Source organism: Pantoea sp. EKM21T (assembly GCF_011800405.1).
Classification (GTDB): Bacteria; Pseudomonadota; Gammaproteobacteria; order Enterobacterales; family Enterobacteriaceae; genus Pantoea; species Pantoea agglomerans.
Window position 1 is genome coordinate 287,865 of record NZ_JAALFV010000003.1, and the last position, 19,506, is coordinate 307,370.

Consider the following 19,506-nt stretch of genomic DNA (forward strand, 5'->3'; position numbering starts at 1 on the left):
AAGGCCAGAGACTTTGACCCGGCTGAATCGCTTACGGGATAAAACCCTGTTACATCGGCCTGAACAGAGCGGCACGTTACGCCGGTGATATTACAGCTGCATTTCTGATAAGCAGGCTTATTTGTTGCCCTTCCCGGCAGACCTGTCAGTAAAAAAGGCTGCATAACACTTATGCAGCCTGAATTTCCCGCTCAGCTTGCTTGCCGACACTTAGCGCGACGGTGGCTCATCCAGTAGCCGCAGATGATCATCTTTGTTCAGGGTCATCAGCGCGACAATACTGACCAGCGCAGTCGCCATCACATACCAGGCGGGGATATCGGGATTACCGGTCTGTTTAATCAACCCGGTGATGATCAATCCGGCACAGCCAGAAAACACCGCGTTAGAAAGCGAATAGGCCAGACCCAGTCCGGTATAACGCACCCGCGTCGGGAACATCTCTGCCAGCATCGCAGGTCCCGGTCCGGCCAGCAACCCGACCACTCCGCCCGCGATAAACACCACCAGCGCTTTCAGCAGCAGCCCGGTGCTCTCTGCCTGAAGTATGTTAAGCAGCGGCAGAGAGAGCACCAGCAGCAATACCGCCGCTGTCACCATCACCGCACGGCGGCCAATCCTGTCACTCAGCATGCCGGCCGGGATGATGGTGGCAGCAAAGCCCAGGTTCGATATCACCGCAATCAGCAACGCCTGGTTAAAGCCGGTGTGCAGCGATGCCTGCAGGTACGTCGGCATAATCACCAGCCAGGTGTAACCGGCCGCCGACCAGACCATCAGCCGACAGATACCGAGCAGGATCGTTTTCAGCGTATCGCCAAGGCTGGCGTCAACTTTTGTAACGGGTTTTGCCTGCTGCTGAATAAACGCCGGGGTCTCCTCCATCTGAACCCGCAGCCAGAGCGCGATAACACCCAGTGGCAGGGCAATGAAGAACGGGATGCGCCAGCCCCAGCTCAGCATCTGCTCAGGCGACAGCAGCAGTGAGAGCAGCGCTACGATGCCCGCGCCAGCCAGTAATCCCAGCGCCACAGTAAAAGATTGCCACGCCCCATAAAGGCCCCGCTTACCGCGTGGTGCAAACTCGGTCATCAACGATACCGCCCCGCCATACTCACCCCCCGCGAACAGGCCCTGCAGAATACGCAGACCGGTCACGATCAGCGGCGCCAGGATGCCCAGATGGGCATAGGTGGGTACCAGGCCGATAGCCGCCGTCGCCAGCGTCATCATGATTAACACAAAAATCAGCGTGGGTTTGCGCCCGATGCGATCACCCATCCGGCCGAAAATGATTGCTCCGAGTGGACGGAAGAAAAAGGCGATGGCGAATGACGCATAGGTCAGCAACAGCCCGGTCAGCGCTGACTCCCCTTCCAGCCGGAAAAAGTTCTGCGCTATCACGGTGGCAAGAAAGCCATAGACGGCAAACTCATACCATTCAATGAAATTACCTACCGAACCGGCTATCAGAGCACGTTTACGGCTGGCGGAGCTGAGCAGATTATCGACGGGCACAGACATGGCAGGGGATCCTTTTTGAGCATCATCAGTCGCTTATGATTAGCACAATCGCCGCACGCCTGCGCACTCTTCTGCCTGTCACGTTAACTCAGACACAGAAATCTGCGCTTAACGCGCCACGGCACGCCCTTTTTCACCTTCACGCCTTGCACAACGGCTTTACGATTGTCAGGATGTGCGGCATTGAATGAATCAGGCGGATAGATGATGAACGCACAAACCTCAAAAGATCCTCTGCATGGCGTAACGCTGGAGATGCAGATAAACAGTTTAGTCGCGCAGTATGGCTGGGCGGAGCTGGGAAAACGGATCAACATTAACTGTTTTAAAAGCGATCCGAGTGTTAAATCAAGCCTGAAGTTTTTGCGGCGCACGCCCTGGGCGCGGGCTGAAGTCGAAGCGCTTTATCTCGCCTCGTTAAAAGAGGAACCGGCCTCCCGCGAAGAAGCGTCTGAAGAGGCGGATCAAGCACCCGCAGAAGATCCCTGGGGCAACTGGCGCGGTAACCAGCCGGAGTAACGGGCAGAAAACGCAGCAATAAAAAAGCCCGCGCAGGATAACCTGTGCGGGCTTTTTTTAAGTCAGGTCGCTGTTACAGCGCCATGTCGTGCTTAGCTGAAGGCGCTGCCTGCTCAGGCTGTGCTGCTGGCGCCTCGGCTGCTTTGCCATCCATGTTGATAACCGGCGGCGTGGTCAGCTGCAGAGTTGCAGCGGTGTCATTCCATACCTGCTGCAGCATCGGCACATTGTCATTCAGTTTCTGACCGTAGCCTGGGATCATCTTGTGGATTTTGGCCTGCCATTCCGCTGACTTAAACTCTTCCGGGAACAGTTTCTGCATCACGCTTAACGCGATAGGCGCAGCGGTCGATGCACCAGGAGAAGCACCCAGCAGTGCCGCCACGGTTTTCTGCTGATCGGTCACAATTTCTGTACCCAGTTTCAGCACGCCACCTTTGTCAGCATCTTTCTTGATGATCTGTACGCGCTGACCGGCCTGAATCAGTTTCCAGTCCTCTTTCTTCGCGTCCGGGTAGTACTCTTTCAGCGCTTCGAAGCGATCTTCTTCTGTCAGCATCACCTGGCCAACCAGGTATTTCACCAGGTCGAAGTTATCCATACCCACGTCGGTCATTGGCACGATGTTATGAGTAGTGGTGGTGCTCAGCAGGTCAAACAGTGAACCATTTTTCAGGAACTTGGTTGAGAAGGTCGCGAACGGTCCAAACAGCACGACGCGTTTGCCATCCAGATAACGGGTATCCAGATGCGGAACGGACATCGGTGGTGCACCGGTAGACGCCTGACCGTAGACTTTCGCCAGGTGACGATCGGCAATCGCCTTGTTTTCGGTTACCAGGAATGAACCGCCGACCGGGAAGCCTGCATAGTTTTCCGCTTCCGGGATGCCGGTTTTCTGCAGTAATTTCAGCGCGCCGCCGCCAGCACCAATAAAGACATATTTCGCGTCAACTGCACGCTCGTTGCCGTTTTTGGCATCTTTAATGGTGACGTGCCACGAGTTATCACCGTTACGTTTGAAATCGGTGACTTCAGACGAGGTTTCCAGACGGAAGTTGTCATTCTTCTTCAGGCTGCCGATTAGCTGACGGGTAATTTCGCCGTAGTTTACGTCGGTGCCGACTGGCGTCCAGGTTGCGGCCACTTTCTGCTGTGGATCACGACCTTCCATCACCAGCGGTGCCCACTGTTCGATCTGCTTGTGATCGGTAGAGAACTTCATGCCCTGGAACAGCGCGGTTTTCTGTAACGCCGCATAGCGTTTAGTCAGGAAGTCGACGTTGTCGCCCCAGACGAAGCTCATGTGTGGCGTTGAGTTGATGAAAGAGCGCGGATCGTGCATCACACCCTCTTTGACCTGCGAACTCCAGAACTGGCGTGAAACCATGAAGGCTTCGTTGATTTCCAGCGCTTTCGTCACGTCGATCGAGCCGTCTTTACGCTCTGGCGTATAGTTCAGCTCCATATTGGCAGAGTGACCGGTACCGGCGTTGTTCCAGCCGTTAGAGGATTCCAGTGCCACACCATCCAGCTTCTCAACCATGATCTGTTTCCAGCCAGGCTGCAGCTCTTCCAGCATGGTGCCCATTGAGGCGCTCATGATGCCGCCACCAATTAACAGGACGTCGGTTTTTTCTGGTGAAGTTTCAGCATGCAGTGCTGAAGAAACTAACAAGGCCGCGAGGGAAAGAGTGGGGATAACTTTCTTTGAATTCATCATTTTAATCTACAGCTCAGACGGTACTGGTTAAAAAAAGTCCTTAAAGTTTAAAATAATGTTATTTGTGAGTTAATGTGAAAATAGTTATAAAATTAAAAATAGCAATTTAGCCTTAATTTAATTACAAAAGGCTTACCGAATTGCTCACATATTTTAACCACACATTAAGGGTGTCCTTTGAATTATACAATCCCCTAACACAAATATTGTTCTCCGGCGATTGCCCGCGCGCAGACCGCTAAAACTGTACTGATGCGGTCAGTTAGCGTATGTTTCCGGGCGATCTCCCACCCGTGCTGAACGCCAATGACAAGCCAACCACAGAACCGACATGCCGTGACTAAACGACCCATGAAACTCAGTACCCTGACCACCCTGATGATGACAGCGGTTATCGTCACCGTGCTGCTTGCTGTCCATCTGCTCTATTTTGTGCAGATCGATAACTTTGCTCAGTCGCATCTTAAAGATAAGGCGATGGCGGTGGCACGCACTCTGGCAGACAGCCCTGAAGTCCAGCGTGGGTTACTGTTACCGGACGGCAGCAGCCAGATTCAGCCACTGGCTGAAGCCGCGCGCAAACGCAACGGCCTGCTGTTTGTGGTGGTGACGGATATGCGTGGCATTCGCTTTTCACACCCGAACGCGGCGGTGATTGGCAAACATTTTGTCGGCAACGATATCTATCCGGCCCTCAGCGGGCGGGAAAATGTGGCGGTAAATCACGGCGTGCTGGTAGAGGCACTGCGGGTATTTACCCCGGTTTATAACGCAGAGCATCAGCAGATTGGTGTGGTGGCGATCGGCATCGCGCTGAATGATGTGGCGGCGCAGATTGCCAAAAGCCGCTGGAACATCGTCTGGACTGTCTTATTTGGCGGCCTGGTTGGCCTGCTGGGGATTCTTATTCTGGTCAGGCGCCTGAAGAGCATATTGCTCGGGCTGGAGCCGCACGAAATTTCCAGCCTGTTCGAGCAGCGTCAGGCGATCCTGAATTCTATTAAAGAGGGTGTGATTGCGGTAGATGATGAGTCACGCGTCAGCCTGATTAACCACGCGGCGCAGCAGCTGCTGCATGAGACCACCCGCAAGATGCCATTAAGCGGCGATCTGATTGCTGAAGAGAGCGTAATGCACCGCCATCAGCAGGATGCGCTGCATGCGGGTAAAGCCTGGCACGATCAGGAGCTGACGCTGGGTAATCGCATCCTGATCAGCAATACCGTGCCGGTTCGCAGTCGTGACCGCATTATCGGCGCGGTGACCACCTTCAGGGACAAGACCGAAATCAGCCAGCTGATGCAGCGTCTGGACGGCATGGTAAACTATGTAGACGCGTTACGTGAACGTTCCCATGAGTTCATGAACAAGCTGCATGTCATTCTGGGCCTGCTGCATATGAAAAACTATGCGCAGATGGAAGAGTACATCCTGAAAACCGCCAACGCCTATCAGACGGAGATTGGTTCGCTGCTGCAAAAGATCAAATCGCCCATCATTGCGGGTTTCCTGCTCAGCAAAATCAACCGGGTGACCGATGAAGGCCATCAGCTGATTATCGATGAGGCGAGTTTTCTGCCCGACTGCGGCAGCGAGGAGCAGAGCGCGGTACTGATTACGGTGCTGGGCAATTTAATTGAAAATGCGCTTGAGGCGCTGGACCCTGAAACCGAAGGGGAGATCCACCTCATGCTGCATTATCAGAATGGCTGGTTAGCCTGTGAAGTGAGTGATGACGGACCCGGGATCGACGGTACGCAGCTCAGCGCCATTTTTGAGCGTGGCGTCTCGTCAAAAGGCGAAGATCGCGGTGTCGGATTGTTTCTGGTTAAGCAGCAGACCGAAAGCCTGGGCGGCAGTGTCAGTGCCGAGTCGGAACCGGGTGTATTCACCCAATTCTTAGTACAACTTCCGTGGGAGAGAGGAATGATTACCCAATGATCAATGTGTTAGTTGTCGATGATGACGCCATGGTAGCCGAGCTGAATCGCTGTTATATCGGGCAGATCCCAGGCTTTACCTGCTGCGGCACCGCCTCAACCTTACAGCAGGCCAAAGAGCGGCTGGCGCAGGCCGAACCTCAGGTTGATCTGATCCTGCTGGATATCTATATGCAGCAGGAGAACGGTCTCGACCTGTTGCCGGAACTGCGCAGCGCAGGACGTCCGGTTGACGTGATTATTATCTCGTCAGCAGCAGATGCCGCCACCATCAAAACCTCACTCAACTACGGTGTGGTGGATTATCTGATCAAGCCTTTCCAGTTTGCCCGCTTTGAAGAGGCGCTGACTGGCTGGCGACAGAAAAAATCGCTGATGGATAATCATCAGTTCTATCAGCAGTCGGACGTTGATCAGTTGTTGCATGGCAATCCGCCGGGGGCCAGCGAGCAGAAGCGACTGCCGAAAGGATTAACACCGCAGACCCTGCGCACCCTGTGTCTGTGGATCGACGCCCACCCGGGTACCGAGTTCTCCACCGACGAACTGGCAACCGAGGTGAATATCTCCCGCGTCTCCTGCCGCAAGTATCTGATTTGGCTGGCGCAGATTAATATCCTGTTCACCAGCATTCATTATGGGGTCACGGGCCGTCCGGTTTATCGCTATCGCCTGCAGCCGGAGTATCACACTTTACTCAAACAATATTGTCAGTGAACCAGCCGATAATCGGTGTCCAGTAACTGAAAAGAAAAGTGACGTTGTGACGAGCAGATCACCTGCCTGTCACGGGTCACAAATATCGCTTCAATGCCCGGTTGCTCTGCCAGGCAGGCAATGCCCTGTTCAACGCCGAGGCCGTAAAGCAGTGTGGTGTAGATGTCGCCATCCAGTGACCGGTCAGAGATCACAGTGACGCTCAGCAGGTCATTATCCAGCGGATAACCGCTACGCGGGTCGAGGATGTGGTGATAACAGACGCCATCCAGCTCGAAATAACGCTCATAGATACCGGATGTCACCACCGAGCGATTATTCACCCCGATCACCCCGATCAGCTCATCGGCCTCACCAAACGGTTTTTTCAGGCCGATTGCCCAGCCCGCCTCTTCTGGCGGCGCACCCACTGTCTGCACATTTCCGCCCAGATTAATCAGCGCACTGCTGACCTGCTGCTGGCGCAAGAATGCCTGCACAACATCGGCGATATAGCCTTTGGCGATGGCGCCCAGGTCAATCTCCATCCCCGGCCGGGCCAGCATGACACTGCGGCTTGCGTCATCAAGAATAACATCATGCGGATTCGTCAGCGCCATGCGCGCCTGAAGTTCTGTCTCTGATGGAACACTGTGGCCCTGAAAGCCGATTTTCCAGCACTTCACCAGCGGGCCGATAGCCAGATTAAACAGGCTGTCGGGCAGCAGGCTCACCGCATGCGCGCAGGCGATCAGGTCAAACACCGGCTGACTGACGACCACCGGATGCTGCCCTGCCGCGTGATTAATCGCCATCACTTCCGACGCCGCGCGGTTAACCGTGAAGAGATTCTCCTGCTGTTTAATCAGGCGGAAGACCTGTCCGGCCAGGGTCTGATTATCGTCGAAGAGTTTGAGCAGGATGGGTGAACCCATTAAGACAGCGGAGTAAGCATAGACACGCGCATCAGTTAACATAGGCGACTCTGCTTTAAAAAGAAAAGAGCGGCATCCGCAGAGCGCGGATGCCGGAGACGACCCTTAACGTCGGGCGTAAGCGGCGGCGTTACCACCGGCCAGAATGCCGAAGATAATGATATCGGCGACTGCGTTACCGCCGATGCGGTTCGCGCCGTGAATGCCGCCAACCACCTCGCCACAGGCCCAGGCGCCCTTAATCACCTGTTTCTGGCTGTCCAGCACCGCGGTGGTGGTGTCGATGGTGACGCCGCCCATGGTGTGGTGTACGCCCGGTGCAACACGAATCGCGTAGAACGGTGCTTCACTCAGAGGATGACGCAGCGCGGTCTGACGACCGAAGTCTTCATCTTTCTGCATGATAACGAAGTTGTTGTAACGGGCCAGCGTGGCTTCCAGCGTATGATGCTCACTCATGTTGAGTTTCACCGCCAGTTCTGCCACGGTTGGCGCGCTGACCACAAAGCCTTTGGCGATATATTCGTCAGCCGCTTTGTTATTCATCCGCACCTGCTCGTCAAACACAATCCAGGCACTCTTCTCTGGCAAGGCGATAATCTGCGCCGAGACTTTATCGCGGGTTTCCATTTCGTTGTAGAAGCGCTCACCCGCCTGACTGACCAGGATAGCACCGCCGCCACGAATGGATTCGGAGACCAGATAAGAGGTGGTCTGTTCAACCGTTGGGTGAATCTGGATTTCGCCCATATCCACGGTACCGGCACCAATTTTTTCCAGCATGGCAATACCGCTGCCGGTGGCGCCTTTGTGGTTGGTGGTGACAAAGCCATCGAGTTCAGGGCGATATTTCACTACCAGTTCACGGTTCGCACTGAATCCGCCAGTCGCCACAATCACGCTTTTCGCGTTCAGGATACGGCTTTCGTTGTACTCATCGACCACTCTCACACCCGCTACCGCACCGTTCTCATAAAGGATTTCTGAGACTGAGGTTTCCAGCAGGACTTCGATGTTGCGGCTGTTGATGTTTTTAACCAGACCGCTGATCAGGAAGCCACCCACCGCTGAACGATCCGCCGGACGGTGGGTACGATCGATGCTCATCCCGCCGGTAATGGTGATGTCGTTAAGCTCAATGCCGTGATTCGCCAGCCACTCGATAGCCTCCGGCGCCAGCTCTACAAACTCACGTAGCAGCACCGGATTATTTTTAAACTGACCGCCTTTCAGCGTCTCCTCGTAGAACAGCTCTTTGCTGTCTTCGATGCCTTTGAGTTTCTGGAAACGGGTTTCCGCGGCGTTCATGCCCACTGAAGCTTTAATGGTGTTACCGCCGATGGTCGGCATCTTCTCGATGATGACCACGCGCGCACCTTCATCGTGCGCCTGAATCGCCGCCGCAAGACCGGCGCCGCCGCTGCCCACAATCACCACATCGTAATTCTGCGGTGCGTTAGGGTTGCCGCCCTCTTCAATCACATGCTCTTTGCTGGAGGTGGTCAGCGCGCGTGAAACCGCTTTTTTCAGCGCCTCACTCTGGGTAGTCGCACCGGTAATCGCATCGACGTGTGGGCTGTTGGCTACCAGGATGCGGCTACGCAGGCTTTCAAAGGTAGTGGTGAAGTCCACATCCAGGGTGTCATCCGGCACCAGCGAGATGTCGGTGATACGGTCAGTATCCAGCGTGACGTTGATTTTCAGTTTCAGCGCTTCGGCTTCGACTTTTTCCTGATAGACGCCCGCTTTGTATTTACGGCCCGATTCACTCATGTCGCGGATCATCGCATCGACCAGGGAGAAGCGCCACAACGGTTCCGGGATCTGCAGCTCTTCGCGTTTGTTGCTGTCGATGTAGAGATCGAGGTGTTCGTTATTGATGATGCGGTCAGCCCAGTTCGGGTAAGCGATGCAGGCTTTACCAATCGCCACCAGATCGTAGCCCTTCTCCAGCGCCAGTTCGGCATCGGCTTTATTGACGACGCCACCAACGCCAATCACCGGCACTTTTGCCAGCACAGGCGAACGCATCGCGACGAATTTCTCAATCAGCGGCGTCGGATCCTGGGTATCAACAATTGACGGACGCAGCAGCTGGCCTACCGAGAAATGGACGTAATCGAGTCCGCGCGCCGCCAGTTTTTCCAGCAGATAGAGCGTGTCGTCAAAGCGAATGCCGGGCACTTCGATCTCTTCCGGGGAGAAGCGATAGCCGATGATGAAAGAGTTATGGGCGAAGCGCTCAGCCATCTTGTGGGTGATTTCCAGCACTTCCAGCGGGAAGCGTGCACGGTTATCGCGGCTGCCGCCCCACTTGTCATCGCGCTGGTTAGAGTTCGGCGAATAGAACTGCTGAATCAGGTAGGTGTTAGCACCATGAATTTCGACGCCATCGAAACCGGCCTTGATAGCGCGGTTCACCGCATCACCAAATTTGGTGATCATGGTTTCAACTTCTTCGGCGCTCAGCGCCAGGGGTTTGGTTGCCCCTTCACGCGGCGCCGCGATGGCGCTTGGCGCAACCGGCGTTTTGCCGCCAATCAGCTCCGGCTCCACCATACGGCCGCCGTGATAGATCTGCAAAATGGCCGTAGAGCCTTCAGATTTAATCGCGTCCGCGATGCGTTTCAGACCAGGGATTTTGTTGTCGCTGTCGATAGCAATGGCACCCGGAAATGCCGGGCCACGGTTGTCAATGAAGCAGCATTCAACGATCACGGTTCCGATGCTGCCTGCACGTGCGCGATAGTACTCGACCAGCTCACTGGTGACCGTACCGTCATAAAAGCCGGTACAGGTGGTCATCGGTGCCATTACCAGTCGGTTTTTCAACACAGCGCCGTTAGGCAGAGTCAATGGATTAAGGATGGGGGTGAGAGATTTCATTGCGATAAACTCCAAGATTTAAAAGTCTGGAAATTTTTTAGCGGACGCAAATTATCGCTTAATTAAGTGGTCCGATGTCATGAGACTAATATACCCTTTTCTTTGCCTTCATAAGCGATAAATTTACTTTTTTAACTTTTAAATGATTTAGAGTTTTTATTTGCCGGATGCAGGAAGTGCAGTTATATTAATTGTTAATCATGGGTAACCAAAAATCAACTATTCATTTACATAAAAAATAAATCGTTTATCATCATGTGGTTAAAGCAAGGCATTCAGTTTGCGTGAGCTGGTGATTTGTCGACCAGCTTCACAGAACCGTCAAAATGTCGATGCCGTAAATATAAATAAAAAATAAATGTTAAAAATGGGGAATAATGAATTAATTTCTTTGATCTGGATCAAAATCTATATTTGCAAAAATCGCATCATATTTACATGGATTTAAAAATGCAGCTCAATAGCTAAGCAGTCGATTAAAAAATCAGTGCATCGCGGTTTATTCACACTATTAAGAATAAGAAAGAAAGTCATCAGTGAAGGTCCGGGGCGCAAATCGCATTCTTCTTAACTTGCAGATAAAATACTATGAAACCACTCTCAGCTGTAACTGAACCCCCAAAAGTCGCACCTGCGGCGCCGGGTAAAAAGAAAGCTATCATGCTTGCTCTGCCGGTGCTCGTTGCCGTGTTGCTGTTGCTGGTGCCCACACCAGCCGGACTCGAACCCTACGCCTGGCACTTCTTCGCCATCTTCGTCGGCGTGATTGTCGGATTGATCTTTGAACCCCTGCCAGGCGCGGTGATCGGCCTGACCGGCGTGGTAGTCATCGCGCTGTTCAGCCAGTTTCTGCTCTTCAGCCCGGCTGAACTGGCTAACCCGAAATTCAAAGTCGCCAGTGAGTCGTTCAAATGGGCGGTCAGTGGGTTCGGCAACTCCACGGTCTGGCTGATCTTCGGTGCCTTTATGTTCGCCGCAGGTTATGACAAAACCCAGTTTGGTCGCCGCCTGGCCCTGATTCTGGTGAAGTATCTGGGTCGCCGCAGTCTGACGCTGGGTTATGCTATTACCTTTGCTGACCTGCTTCTTGCGCCCTTTACGCCGTCAAACACCGCGCGCAGTGGCGGTACCATCTACCCGATTATCGCCAACCTGCCGCCGCTTTACGGCTCTAAACCTAACGACCCGAGCGCCCGAAAAATCGGTTCCTATCTGATGTGGGTAGCGATTACCGCGGCCTGTATTACCAGTTCCATGTTCCTCTCTGCGCTGGCACCTAACCTGCTGGCACTGGCACTGGTAAAAAGCATCGTCGGTTTTGATATCTCATGGGGCATGTGGTTCCTGGCCTTCCTGCCGCTGGGTGTGCTGTTGATTCTGACCATGCCGCTGCTGGCTTACTGGTTCTACCCACCTGAAGTTAAAATCAATGATGAAGTGCCGAAATGGGCCATCGCTGAACTGGAAAAACTGGGCAGACTGACCCGCAATGAAATCCTGCTGCTGGTGTTTGTGGTCTGCGCCCTGCTGATGTGGATTTTCGCCACCTCGTGGATCGAACCTGCCATGGCTGCGCTGTTGGTGGTCGTTCTGATGTTGTGGACCGGCGTACTGACCTGGAATGACATCACCAGTAATAAACCGGCCTGGAACACCTTTGCCTGGTTCGCCACCCTGGTGGCACTGGCCGATGGTCTGGCCCGCGTCGGCTTTATCACCTGGTTAGGTAAAGAGGGTGGCATGCTGCTGCAGGGTTATGACCCACAGGTTTCGGCCGTGGTGCTGTTAATCGCCTTCTTCCTGCTGCACTACCTGTTTGCCAGTACCACCGCACACACCACCGCGCTGTTACCGGCCATGCTGACCATTGCAGCCTCCATTCCGGGCATCAATATGCCGGTCTTCTGCCTGATGTTGTGTACCTCTCTGGGTGTGATGGGCATCATCACGCCATACGGTACTGGTCCAAGCCCGATTTACTACGGCAGCGGTTATCTGCCTACCAAAGACTACTGGCGTCTGGGAACCATCTTCGGTGCCATCTTCTTAGGCTCCATGATGCTGATTGCCTATCCGTGGATGGTGTGGTTGTTCTGACGGATACAACATGCAGATCAACGCGTTATAAGATACCATTCCTGCACTTCCCCACCGCACCCGCGGTGGGGAAGCATAATAAACAATTAATTCGCCTATGATGTTGCGCCCCGCAGCCTGTCCGCGGAGGTTCAGCCGGTCATTAAGTGAGAAAAAATGTCGAACAAGCCTTTTGTCTATCAGAACCCTTTCCCGCTGTCCCACGAAGATACCGAATACTATCTGCTGAGTCGTGAGCATGTCTCCGTCTCCGAGTTTGAGGGTCAGGAGATCCTTAAAGTCGATCCGCAGGCACTAACGTTACTGAGCCAGCAGGCGTTCCACGACGCCTCTTTTATGCTGCGTCCGGCCCACCAGCAGCAGGTCGCCTCCATCCTTGATGACCCGGAAGCCAGCGACAATGATAAATATGTCGCCCTGCAGTTTTTAAGAAACTCTGAAATTGCCGCCAAAGGCGTGCTGCCAACCTGTCAGGATACCGGCACCGCGATCATCATGGGCAAAAAGGGCCAGCGCGTCTGGACCGGCGGCGGTGATGAAGCTGCGCTGTCACAGGGTATCTACAACACCTATATCGAAGATAACCTGCGCTATTCGCAGAATGCCGCTCTGGATATGTATAAAGAGGTGAATACCGGCACTAACCTGCCAGCGCAGATCGACCTCTACAGCGTGGATGGCGATGAGTACAAGTTCCTCTGTATCGCTAAAGGTGGCGGTTCCGCCAATAAAACCTATCTCTATCAGGAAACCAAAGCGCTGCTGAGCCCGGGCAAGCTGAAAAATTACCTGGTGGATAAGATGCGTACCCTCGGCACCGCAGCCTGTCCGCCCTACCATATTGCGTTTGTCATCGGCGGCACCTCGGCAGAAAGCACCCTGAAAACCGTGAAGCTCGCCTCAACTCACTATTACGACGGGCTGCCCACTGAAGGCAACGAGCACGGTCAGGCGTTCCGCGACGTTCAGCTGGAGCAGGAACTGCTGGAAGCGGCGCAGCAGCTCGGTCTGGGTGCGCAGTTTGGCGGCAAATATTTTGCACATGATATCCGCGTGGTGCGTCTGCCACGTCACGGCGCCTCCTGCCCGATCGGCATGGGCGTCTCCTGCTCGGCTGACCGTAACATCAAAGCGAAGATTAACCGTGAAGGTATCTGGATTGAGAAACTGGAAGCCAACCCAGGCCGCCTGATCCCGGAAGCACTGCGTCAGCAGGGCGAAGGTGAAGCGTTGCAGGTTGATCTCAACCGCCCAATGGAAGAGATTCTGGCGCAACTGTCCGCTTATCCGGTTTCAACCCGCCTGTCACTGACCGGCACTATTATTGTGGCGCGCGATATTGCACATGCAAAACTCAAAGAGCGCATCGATAACGGCGAAGGATTACCGCAGTACATCAAAGATCATCCGGTCTATTACGCTGGCCCGGCGAAGACGCCTGACGGTTATGCTTCTGGTTCACTCGGCCCGACCACTGCCGGTCGTATGGATTCCTACGTGGATCTGCTGCAGGCGCACGGCGGAAGTAAGATCATGCTGGCCAAGGGCAATCGCAGCCAGCAGGTGACGGATGCCTGTCATAAACATGGCGGCTTCTATCTCGGCAGCATTGGTGGTCCGGCAGCGGTGCTGGCGCAGCAGAGCATTAAAAGTCTGGAATGCGTGGAGTATCCCGAGCTGGGAATGGAAGCGATCTGGAAAATCGAGGTTGAGAACTTCCCTGCCTTTATCCTGGTCGATGACAAAGGTAACGATTTCTTCCAGCACATTGAGCGCGCGCACTGCGCGAAATGCGTTAAGTAACGAAAAAGACCTTTAATCGAACAGCCTCCGAAAGGCAGGACGCAGGAGATTTTAAAAATTTCCCCGGCTAATCAATTTCAGGTTGGCCGGGGAACTCAACATAAATTCGCAACTCTTTTATCTGACAACTTTTCCCGGGATAGCTAACCCCCTTCAGAACTCACGGGAAAGTGTCAAATATCCGTTGAATCGGACAGAGCACTCATCGTTATTTAGTATACTGGAGACAATATATACATTTTTTGCGCCTTTCACGTTGGTATAGGTGTATTTAACCGTCAGGTTCATTGCGCCGTTATTGTGGTAAATATCGAAGTAATCTTTGAGCAAGAGACCTTTACCTGTTTTAGCGTCTTTCTGCGCAAACTGATGCGCTAACGCATCGGAAACGAGGGAAAGATTTAGCACTTCAACTGTTGTTTTATCTCGCTCAATCCCATTAACACCTTCTTTGGTTATAGCAGATAAGAGCATCTCCTCGGCATAATGACCCCGAGCGGCGCATTCACTGCCAGGTGTATCTGCTGTGTAACCAGCGAACGGTAACAGGGCCAGGGCCAGACTCAGCACATAATGATTAATCACCGCACCACCTCCAGAATTGCGCCGTAATCTTTACTAACCAGTAAGCGTGTTGATGGTCCCATAATTATGCAGCCAGCAGAGGCAAAACCTCTGATGCCGTGGCGTTTGTCTCCGTGCATCCTGAATGTACCCATATCACGCTCATAAGCGTTGACGCTGAGCGGAACCAGAGTAATTGTGAGCGGGCCTTTGCTGGTTCCGGCACTGCCGATTCTCCAGGTTCCTCGCGGGATTGGACCCATACCACGAACCTGCTCGCGGTCAGGATTATTTTTGTTTGTAAGAATACCAGAGTAGCCTGTTTCAATTAACTTGCCATCGCGATATAACTCACCCGTACTTTGTTTATAAATCCATTTAGCCATTGTGATTTCCTTATGCTGTTTTCTGCTCTTCCAGGCTATCGGTGTGTTTAATATTGCCGTCTGTATAATGCCAGTCTATTTGTTCATAACGCAGCCCGACATGCTCTACGTGACCGTGCCTTTCAAAATCCGGGTCTTTGGTATCGAACATAACCGTCACGACGTGACAAACCTTCACATTCTCGAGTTTCGTTACGAAATACTCCTCTTCCTGACCGTTGTAATTGATGCGGTAGAAGCTGAACACCGCTTTTGCTAGCGTTTCCCCTGTTGTTAGCGCTTTATACAATTGCGGCGATGCGCTATCAATAGTTTTTTCAAAAGTATAAGCCTCATGTTGCCGCGTGCCTGTCACTGCACCTGTTGTGTCGTCCGTTGGAATAAATAAATTATGCTGCATCCCAGTTACCTCAATGCTTCCTTCGCGTTCAGTGACATCGACAGAGCCTTTTATTAACTTCCCTTCTTCATCGTAAAGCCACAGATATACTGGTATAGCCATTTAACACACTCCTTTGTCATATGAAGAGTGATAGTATCCTCCGCCTGCACTCCCATTATGAAATGCTGAATGATATTTAATTAATGGCAATCAATAAAAACGCATATATTTCTCCCTTTTCGGTCTGCTCACGCATCCTATCTTTGCCCTCAGGACACCCTCTTTTACTGTAATCTGAACTTAACCGGGCTGAAGCTATTGAGACGCAGGCTGATGCGTTCAGAGTTATAGTGGGGATCCCAGTGTCTATGACCTTTCTCTGCACAACTAATTCTATCTGACTCCTCCAGAATGAAGTCCTGGGATTGAAGCGTGACGAAAAAGCTTTCAGCTATAGCGTTATTAAAGCAGTTTCACTTACACGAAGGAATCTGCACCACATATGCTGACCGAAGCTTTTAATGATAAGTTGTCATCTGGATCTGCAACCGCAGATTGATATGAAGCACAGGTGAATCAGCCGCTGATAGCCGCGTAAATGCCTTGACTGACATTTATTAACTCGCGCCGTGGCGGGATTTTCTGAACGACATTCGGACATGACTTCAGTACTGAAGGGGTAAATTATCGGAGAGAGTTAACGCTTTTCGCCGCAAACATAAAATACAGCTACCTCATTGCCCTCTTTTGATTAACGCTGCCACCGGTGCAGTCACGCTGTAAAATACTTACGACCGGCCATTTTCATGAGCGATATTTTCAGACGGGATAACTACATGGCGTATCATCGGCGTTCAGCCTTCAATTTGGTATTTGGTAGTTTTTCAGATAAATAATTGATGAGTAACGGCGTGGGTTTAACAGGCTAATTAATAATGAGCAGAGATTCGGCGACCAACAACCTTGCGCCAACGCCATAACGGGCAGCAGTTTTACGGTAGCCATCCCTCTTATTCCGGGTAATGTCTGACTACCGTAAACTGTAATACAGGAAAAGAGCCTGGACTCTTCCCTGAACTGCGTCTGATTAAGTTGAGTTTCCAACTTTTTGAGGCGGTTTTTTAGCTCCGCTGCAACCGCTGCAACGCCACATCAATCTGCACATCACCTTTGGTGAGTTCGATGATCTGATACTTAATCGCCGGATTTTCGATCAGGCCGACCAGTGTCGCCGCCACATCTTCGCGCGGGATCTCACCATACGGAATAGCCAGATCGGCATGAACCCGACCGGTACCGGCTTCATCGGTCAGCGTACCTGGTCGCAGGATCACCCACTCCAGCTTACTCGCTACCAGCTCCGCATCCGCCAGACGTTTCACCCGCATGTAATTCTCAAATCCCTCTGAGGGTGTTTTACCGCGACCCGCATCCGGGAAAGCGGAAACCAGCATAAAGCGTGATACCCCCGCCTGCTCTGCTGCGGCTACCGCCAGCTTCAGCCCTTCACCGTCAATGGCATTGGTCAGCTCGATCCCGGCACCGCCCGCACCCGCCGTGAAGACAGCCACATCGTGACCGGTCATCAGATCTGCCAGTGCCGTCACGCTCAGATGCTGAATATCGCCAGCCACCGGTTTAGCACCAGCGGCCTGCAGCGTCTCTGCCTGCTCCGGTTTGCGGTGCAGCGCCGTCACTGTATGGCCTTTACTGCTCAGCTGACGAGTCAGCTTTTGGCCCACTTTGCCCGCTGCGCCGATAATGAAACATGTCGCCATAGGATCCAATCCTCCATTTACTGATTGAGTGCCAGAGTATAGCTATCAGTCAGAAACAAAACAGGCGCCTGATGCGGCGCCTGCTGGGTTATTGCGGGATCACTTTTTCCGCTTTCAGCTTATCAAACAGCTGAATAAAGGAGTCGAGCGTGCTGCGATAACCGGTGAAGCCCGCTTTGCGGCTCTTACTCATATCAGTAAAGGCTTCCATCGGACGTCCCAGGTCGGCATCGGTATGCCACCAGGAAGCCAGTCTGGTGACATCCGATTCACGCAACTGATGCTGCTCTGCAATCGTCTGCCATGCACTGGCGGCTTCCTGCATGCGATCTTCCAGCGGCATCATCTGCGCCGGGTATTCTGCTGCTTCAATGTCGAAATAGTCAGCCAGTTTTGGCCACATCCAGTTCCAGCGGAACACATCGCCGTTTACCGCATTGAAATCCTGATTAGCGGCATTAGGTGAGGTCGCCGCCCAGTGCAGCTGCTCAGCCAGCAGGCCCGCATCGGTCATATCAACGACACCGTTCCACTGCTCAGGTGAGCCAGGGAAGATAAACGGCCAGCCTTTCTCTTTACACAGTGTTGCGTAGACCGCCAGTGTCTGACCCATATTCATCGCATTGCCCACGGCATAACCGATGATGGTGTGCGGGCGATGCACACTCCAGCGGTAGTCATACTTCTCTGCACCAGCGAACACTTCATCTTCCTGCGCGTAGTAGAAGTTATCGACCGGCTGACGGCCCTGCTCTTCACGGAACGGCGTGACTGGCACAGCGCCTTTGCCGTAAGCTTCAAACGGCCCCAGGTAGTGCTTCAGTCCGGTTACCAGCGCCACGTGCGAACCCTGTAAGCGGTCGCCGAGTGCTTCAATCACATTTCGCACCATGCCGCCGTTAACGCGGATATTCTCTTTTTCATTTTCCTGACGCGCCCAGACGCTAAAAAACAGCGCATCCGGTTTCACTGTTTTCAGCGCGTCCCGGACGGCATCCGCATCGGTCAGATCGGCCGTCAGGCTGGTGACACCTTCAGGTACCGCGCCACGTCCGCGTGACAGACCGCTGACCTGCCAGCCTTCCTTCTGTAATTTATCTGCCAGTCCGCGACCAATAACGCCACTGATGCCCACAATCAAAGCATGCTTTTTCATTTGATTTCTCCTCGTTTTGCGTAATGCTAAGCCTAATAGAGAATTCAGTTCTTATCTCTGGCATTTATTCACAGCATTCTCAACCTGAGTTCATTAATCGATGCACGATCATCGCCTCAAAGATATTCTGCCGTTTGTTGCCAGCGTAGAGTGTGGCAGTTTTACCGCCGCTGCGGAGCGTCTGCACGTGACCGGATCGGCGATCAGTAAAAGCGTCAGCCGCCTGGAGACACGATTAGGCTCGCGACTGCTGGAGCGCACCACACGGAGCCTGCACCTCACCGACGCGGGCAGCGCCTATTACCAGACCTGCCTGCGCATTCTGGAGGATCTGGCCGAAGCCGAAGCGGTACTGGCGGCACAGCGAACGATTCCTTCCGGTCGCCTGCGCCTGGCGGTGCCCACCACCTATGGCCGCCTCAATGTGATGCCGCTGCTGATGCCCTTTTGTCAGCAACACCCGGAACTGGCACTGAGCCTGAGTTTTTCTGACCGCTTCGTTGACCTGTTTGAAGAGGGCGTGGATGTGGCGGTACGGATCGGCGGCGCGCCCGACCTGCCTGCTTCGCTGGGCTGGCGTAATATGGGCCGCGAGCAGATGCAGTTCTGTGCCTCACCCGCTTATCTGGCACGTGAAGGACGACCTGAAGATGAGGCGGCGCTGCTGAACCACCGCGCCATCCTTTATGAGCGTGTAGACGGCAGCACCAAACCCTGGCTGTTCACCACCGAAGATGGTCAGCCGCACTGGCGCGAGGTGCCGTACCGGCTGGCACTGGGCGACGTTGATGCCCAGCTGCAGGCTGTCATCGCCGGGCTGGGCGTGGCACAAATGCCCTCGTGGCTGATTCAGCATGCCGTGAAACAGGGCGACCTGGAGATAATTTTGCCGCAGTTGCAGCCCGAGGGGCTGACGCTGAGCGTGGTGTGGCCACGCCGTAAACAGTTCCTGCCTAAGGTCGATGCGCTGTTATCGGCGCTCACCGCGCTGGAAATCCGCTAACCCGCCCTGCTATCTGTTTATCGCGGTTGGGATGTTTCATCCTGACCGCGATCATTTACTCTTTCCAGACGCTGATTTCCCGTTGTTCCGCCCTGCCTGAACCGCCGGTAACTT

Annotated in this window: 15 protein-coding genes; 6 read left to right on the forward strand and 9 right to left on the reverse strand. The window is 53.5% G+C overall.

The genetic code is table 11. The features are described from left to right. Nucleotides 1–210: 210 nt before the first annotated feature. Nucleotides 211–1,524, reverse strand: a complete 1,314-nt coding sequence (locus tag HFD87_RS07650; protein ID WP_111534113.1) for an MFS transporter — start codon at nucleotides 1,522–1,524, stop codon at nucleotides 211–213. A 207-nt stretch (nucleotides 1,525–1,731) separates the two neighbouring features. Here HFD87_RS07650 and HFD87_RS07655 point away from each other — a divergent pair, with 207 nt between their 5' ends. Continuing rightward, a complete protein-coding gene (locus HFD87_RS07655) occupies nucleotides 1,732–2,043 on the forward strand; it encodes a VF530 family DNA-binding protein (protein ID WP_010670314.1) in 312 nt (103 codons plus the stop codon). Between the two features lie 73 nt (nucleotides 2,044–2,116). On the opposite strand, the gene mqo is transcribed toward HFD87_RS07655, so the two are convergent. Further along, nucleotides 2,117–3,766 carry a malate dehydrogenase (quinone) gene (mqo, locus tag HFD87_RS07660; protein ID WP_033760335.1) on the reverse strand — a complete coding sequence of 550 codons (1,650 nt, stop codon included), beginning with the start codon at nucleotides 3,764–3,766 and terminating at the stop codon, nucleotides 2,117–2,119. 351 nt (nucleotides 3,767–4,117) lie between these two features. Here mqo and dcuS point away from each other — a divergent pair, with 351 nt between their 5' ends. Beyond that, nucleotides 4,118–5,707 carry a DcuS/MalK family sensor histidine kinase gene (gene dcuS / locus HFD87_RS07665; protein ID WP_033760332.1) on the forward strand — a complete coding sequence of 530 codons (1,590 nt, stop codon included), beginning with the start codon at nucleotides 4,118–4,120 and terminating at the stop codon, nucleotides 5,705–5,707. Beyond that, entirely contained in the window at nucleotides 5,704–6,423 is a 720-nt protein-coding gene (dcuR, locus tag HFD87_RS07670; RefSeq protein WP_009093030.1) for a two-component system response regulator DcuR, read from the forward strand. Before dcuS ends, dcuR begins: the two co-directional genes overlap by 4 nt. On the opposite strand, the gene HFD87_RS07675 is transcribed toward dcuR, so the two are convergent. Both HFD87_RS07675 and HFD87_RS07680 read right to left on the reverse strand, forming a co-directional pair. Next, nucleotides 6,417–7,379 carry an FAD:protein FMN transferase gene (locus tag HFD87_RS07675; RefSeq protein WP_045140132.1) on the reverse strand — a complete coding sequence of 321 codons (963 nt, stop codon included), beginning with the start codon at nucleotides 7,377–7,379 and terminating at the stop codon, nucleotides 6,417–6,419. The genes dcuR and HFD87_RS07675 overlap by 7 nt on opposite strands. Before the next feature lie 63 nt (nucleotides 7,380–7,442). Further along, a complete protein-coding gene (locus HFD87_RS07680) occupies nucleotides 7,443–10,223 on the reverse strand; it encodes a flavocytochrome c (protein WP_167423195.1) in 2,781 nt (926 codons plus the stop codon). Nucleotides 10,224–10,811: 588 nt separating this feature from the next. Here HFD87_RS07680 and HFD87_RS07685 point away from each other — a divergent pair. Next, nucleotides 10,812–12,320 (forward strand): anion permease, encoded by a 1,509-nt coding sequence (locus tag HFD87_RS07685; protein ID WP_010247273.1) that lies wholly within the window; start codon nucleotides 10,812–10,814, stop codon nucleotides 12,318–12,320. A 156-nt stretch (nucleotides 12,321–12,476) separates the two neighbouring features. Next, on the forward strand, nucleotides 12,477–14,123 hold the full coding sequence (fumA, locus tag HFD87_RS07690; protein ID WP_010670309.1) for a class I fumarate hydratase FumA: 1,647 nt from the start codon (nucleotides 12,477–12,479) through the stop codon (nucleotides 14,121–14,123). Nucleotides 14,124–14,276: 153 nt separating this feature from the next. Here the strand turns inward: fumA and HFD87_RS07695 are convergent, their stop codons facing one another. From HFD87_RS07695 to HFD87_RS07715, 5 genes are all read right to left on the reverse strand, one after another. Then, nucleotides 14,277–14,708 (reverse strand): Shiga toxin A subunit, encoded by a 432-nt coding sequence (locus tag HFD87_RS07695; protein ID WP_235038343.1) that lies wholly within the window; start codon nucleotides 14,706–14,708, stop codon nucleotides 14,277–14,279. After that, nucleotides 14,705–15,073 carry a DUF2778 domain-containing protein gene (locus HFD87_RS07700; protein ID WP_045140134.1) on the reverse strand — a complete coding sequence of 123 codons (369 nt, stop codon included), beginning with the start codon at nucleotides 15,071–15,073 and terminating at the stop codon, nucleotides 14,705–14,707. Before HFD87_RS07700 ends, HFD87_RS07695 begins: the two co-directional genes overlap by 4 nt. Nucleotides 15,074–15,083: 10 nt before the next feature. Continuing rightward, nucleotides 15,084–15,575: a type VI secretion system tube protein TssD gene (locus HFD87_RS07705; protein ID WP_064690754.1), complete on the reverse strand. Its 492-nt coding sequence runs from the start codon at nucleotides 15,573–15,575 to the stop codon at nucleotides 15,084–15,086. A gap of 1,001 nt (nucleotides 15,576–16,576) precedes the next feature. Then, a complete protein-coding gene (locus HFD87_RS07710) occupies nucleotides 16,577–17,233 on the reverse strand; it encodes an SDR family oxidoreductase (RefSeq protein WP_167423196.1) in 657 nt (218 codons plus the stop codon). An 88-nt stretch (nucleotides 17,234–17,321) separates the two neighbouring features. Further along, complete coding sequence (locus HFD87_RS07715; RefSeq protein WP_167423197.1) at nucleotides 17,322–18,389, reverse strand: SDR family oxidoreductase; 1,068 nt, start codon at nucleotides 18,387–18,389, stop codon at nucleotides 17,322–17,324. 100 nt (nucleotides 18,390–18,489) lie between these two features. On the opposite strand from HFD87_RS07715, the gene HFD87_RS07720 reads away from it, so the two are divergent. After that, nucleotides 18,490–19,392: a LysR family transcriptional regulator gene (locus tag HFD87_RS07720; RefSeq protein WP_010247278.1), complete on the forward strand. Its 903-nt coding sequence runs from the start codon at nucleotides 18,490–18,492 to the stop codon at nucleotides 19,390–19,392. Nucleotides 19,393–19,506: the final 114 nt, after the last annotated feature.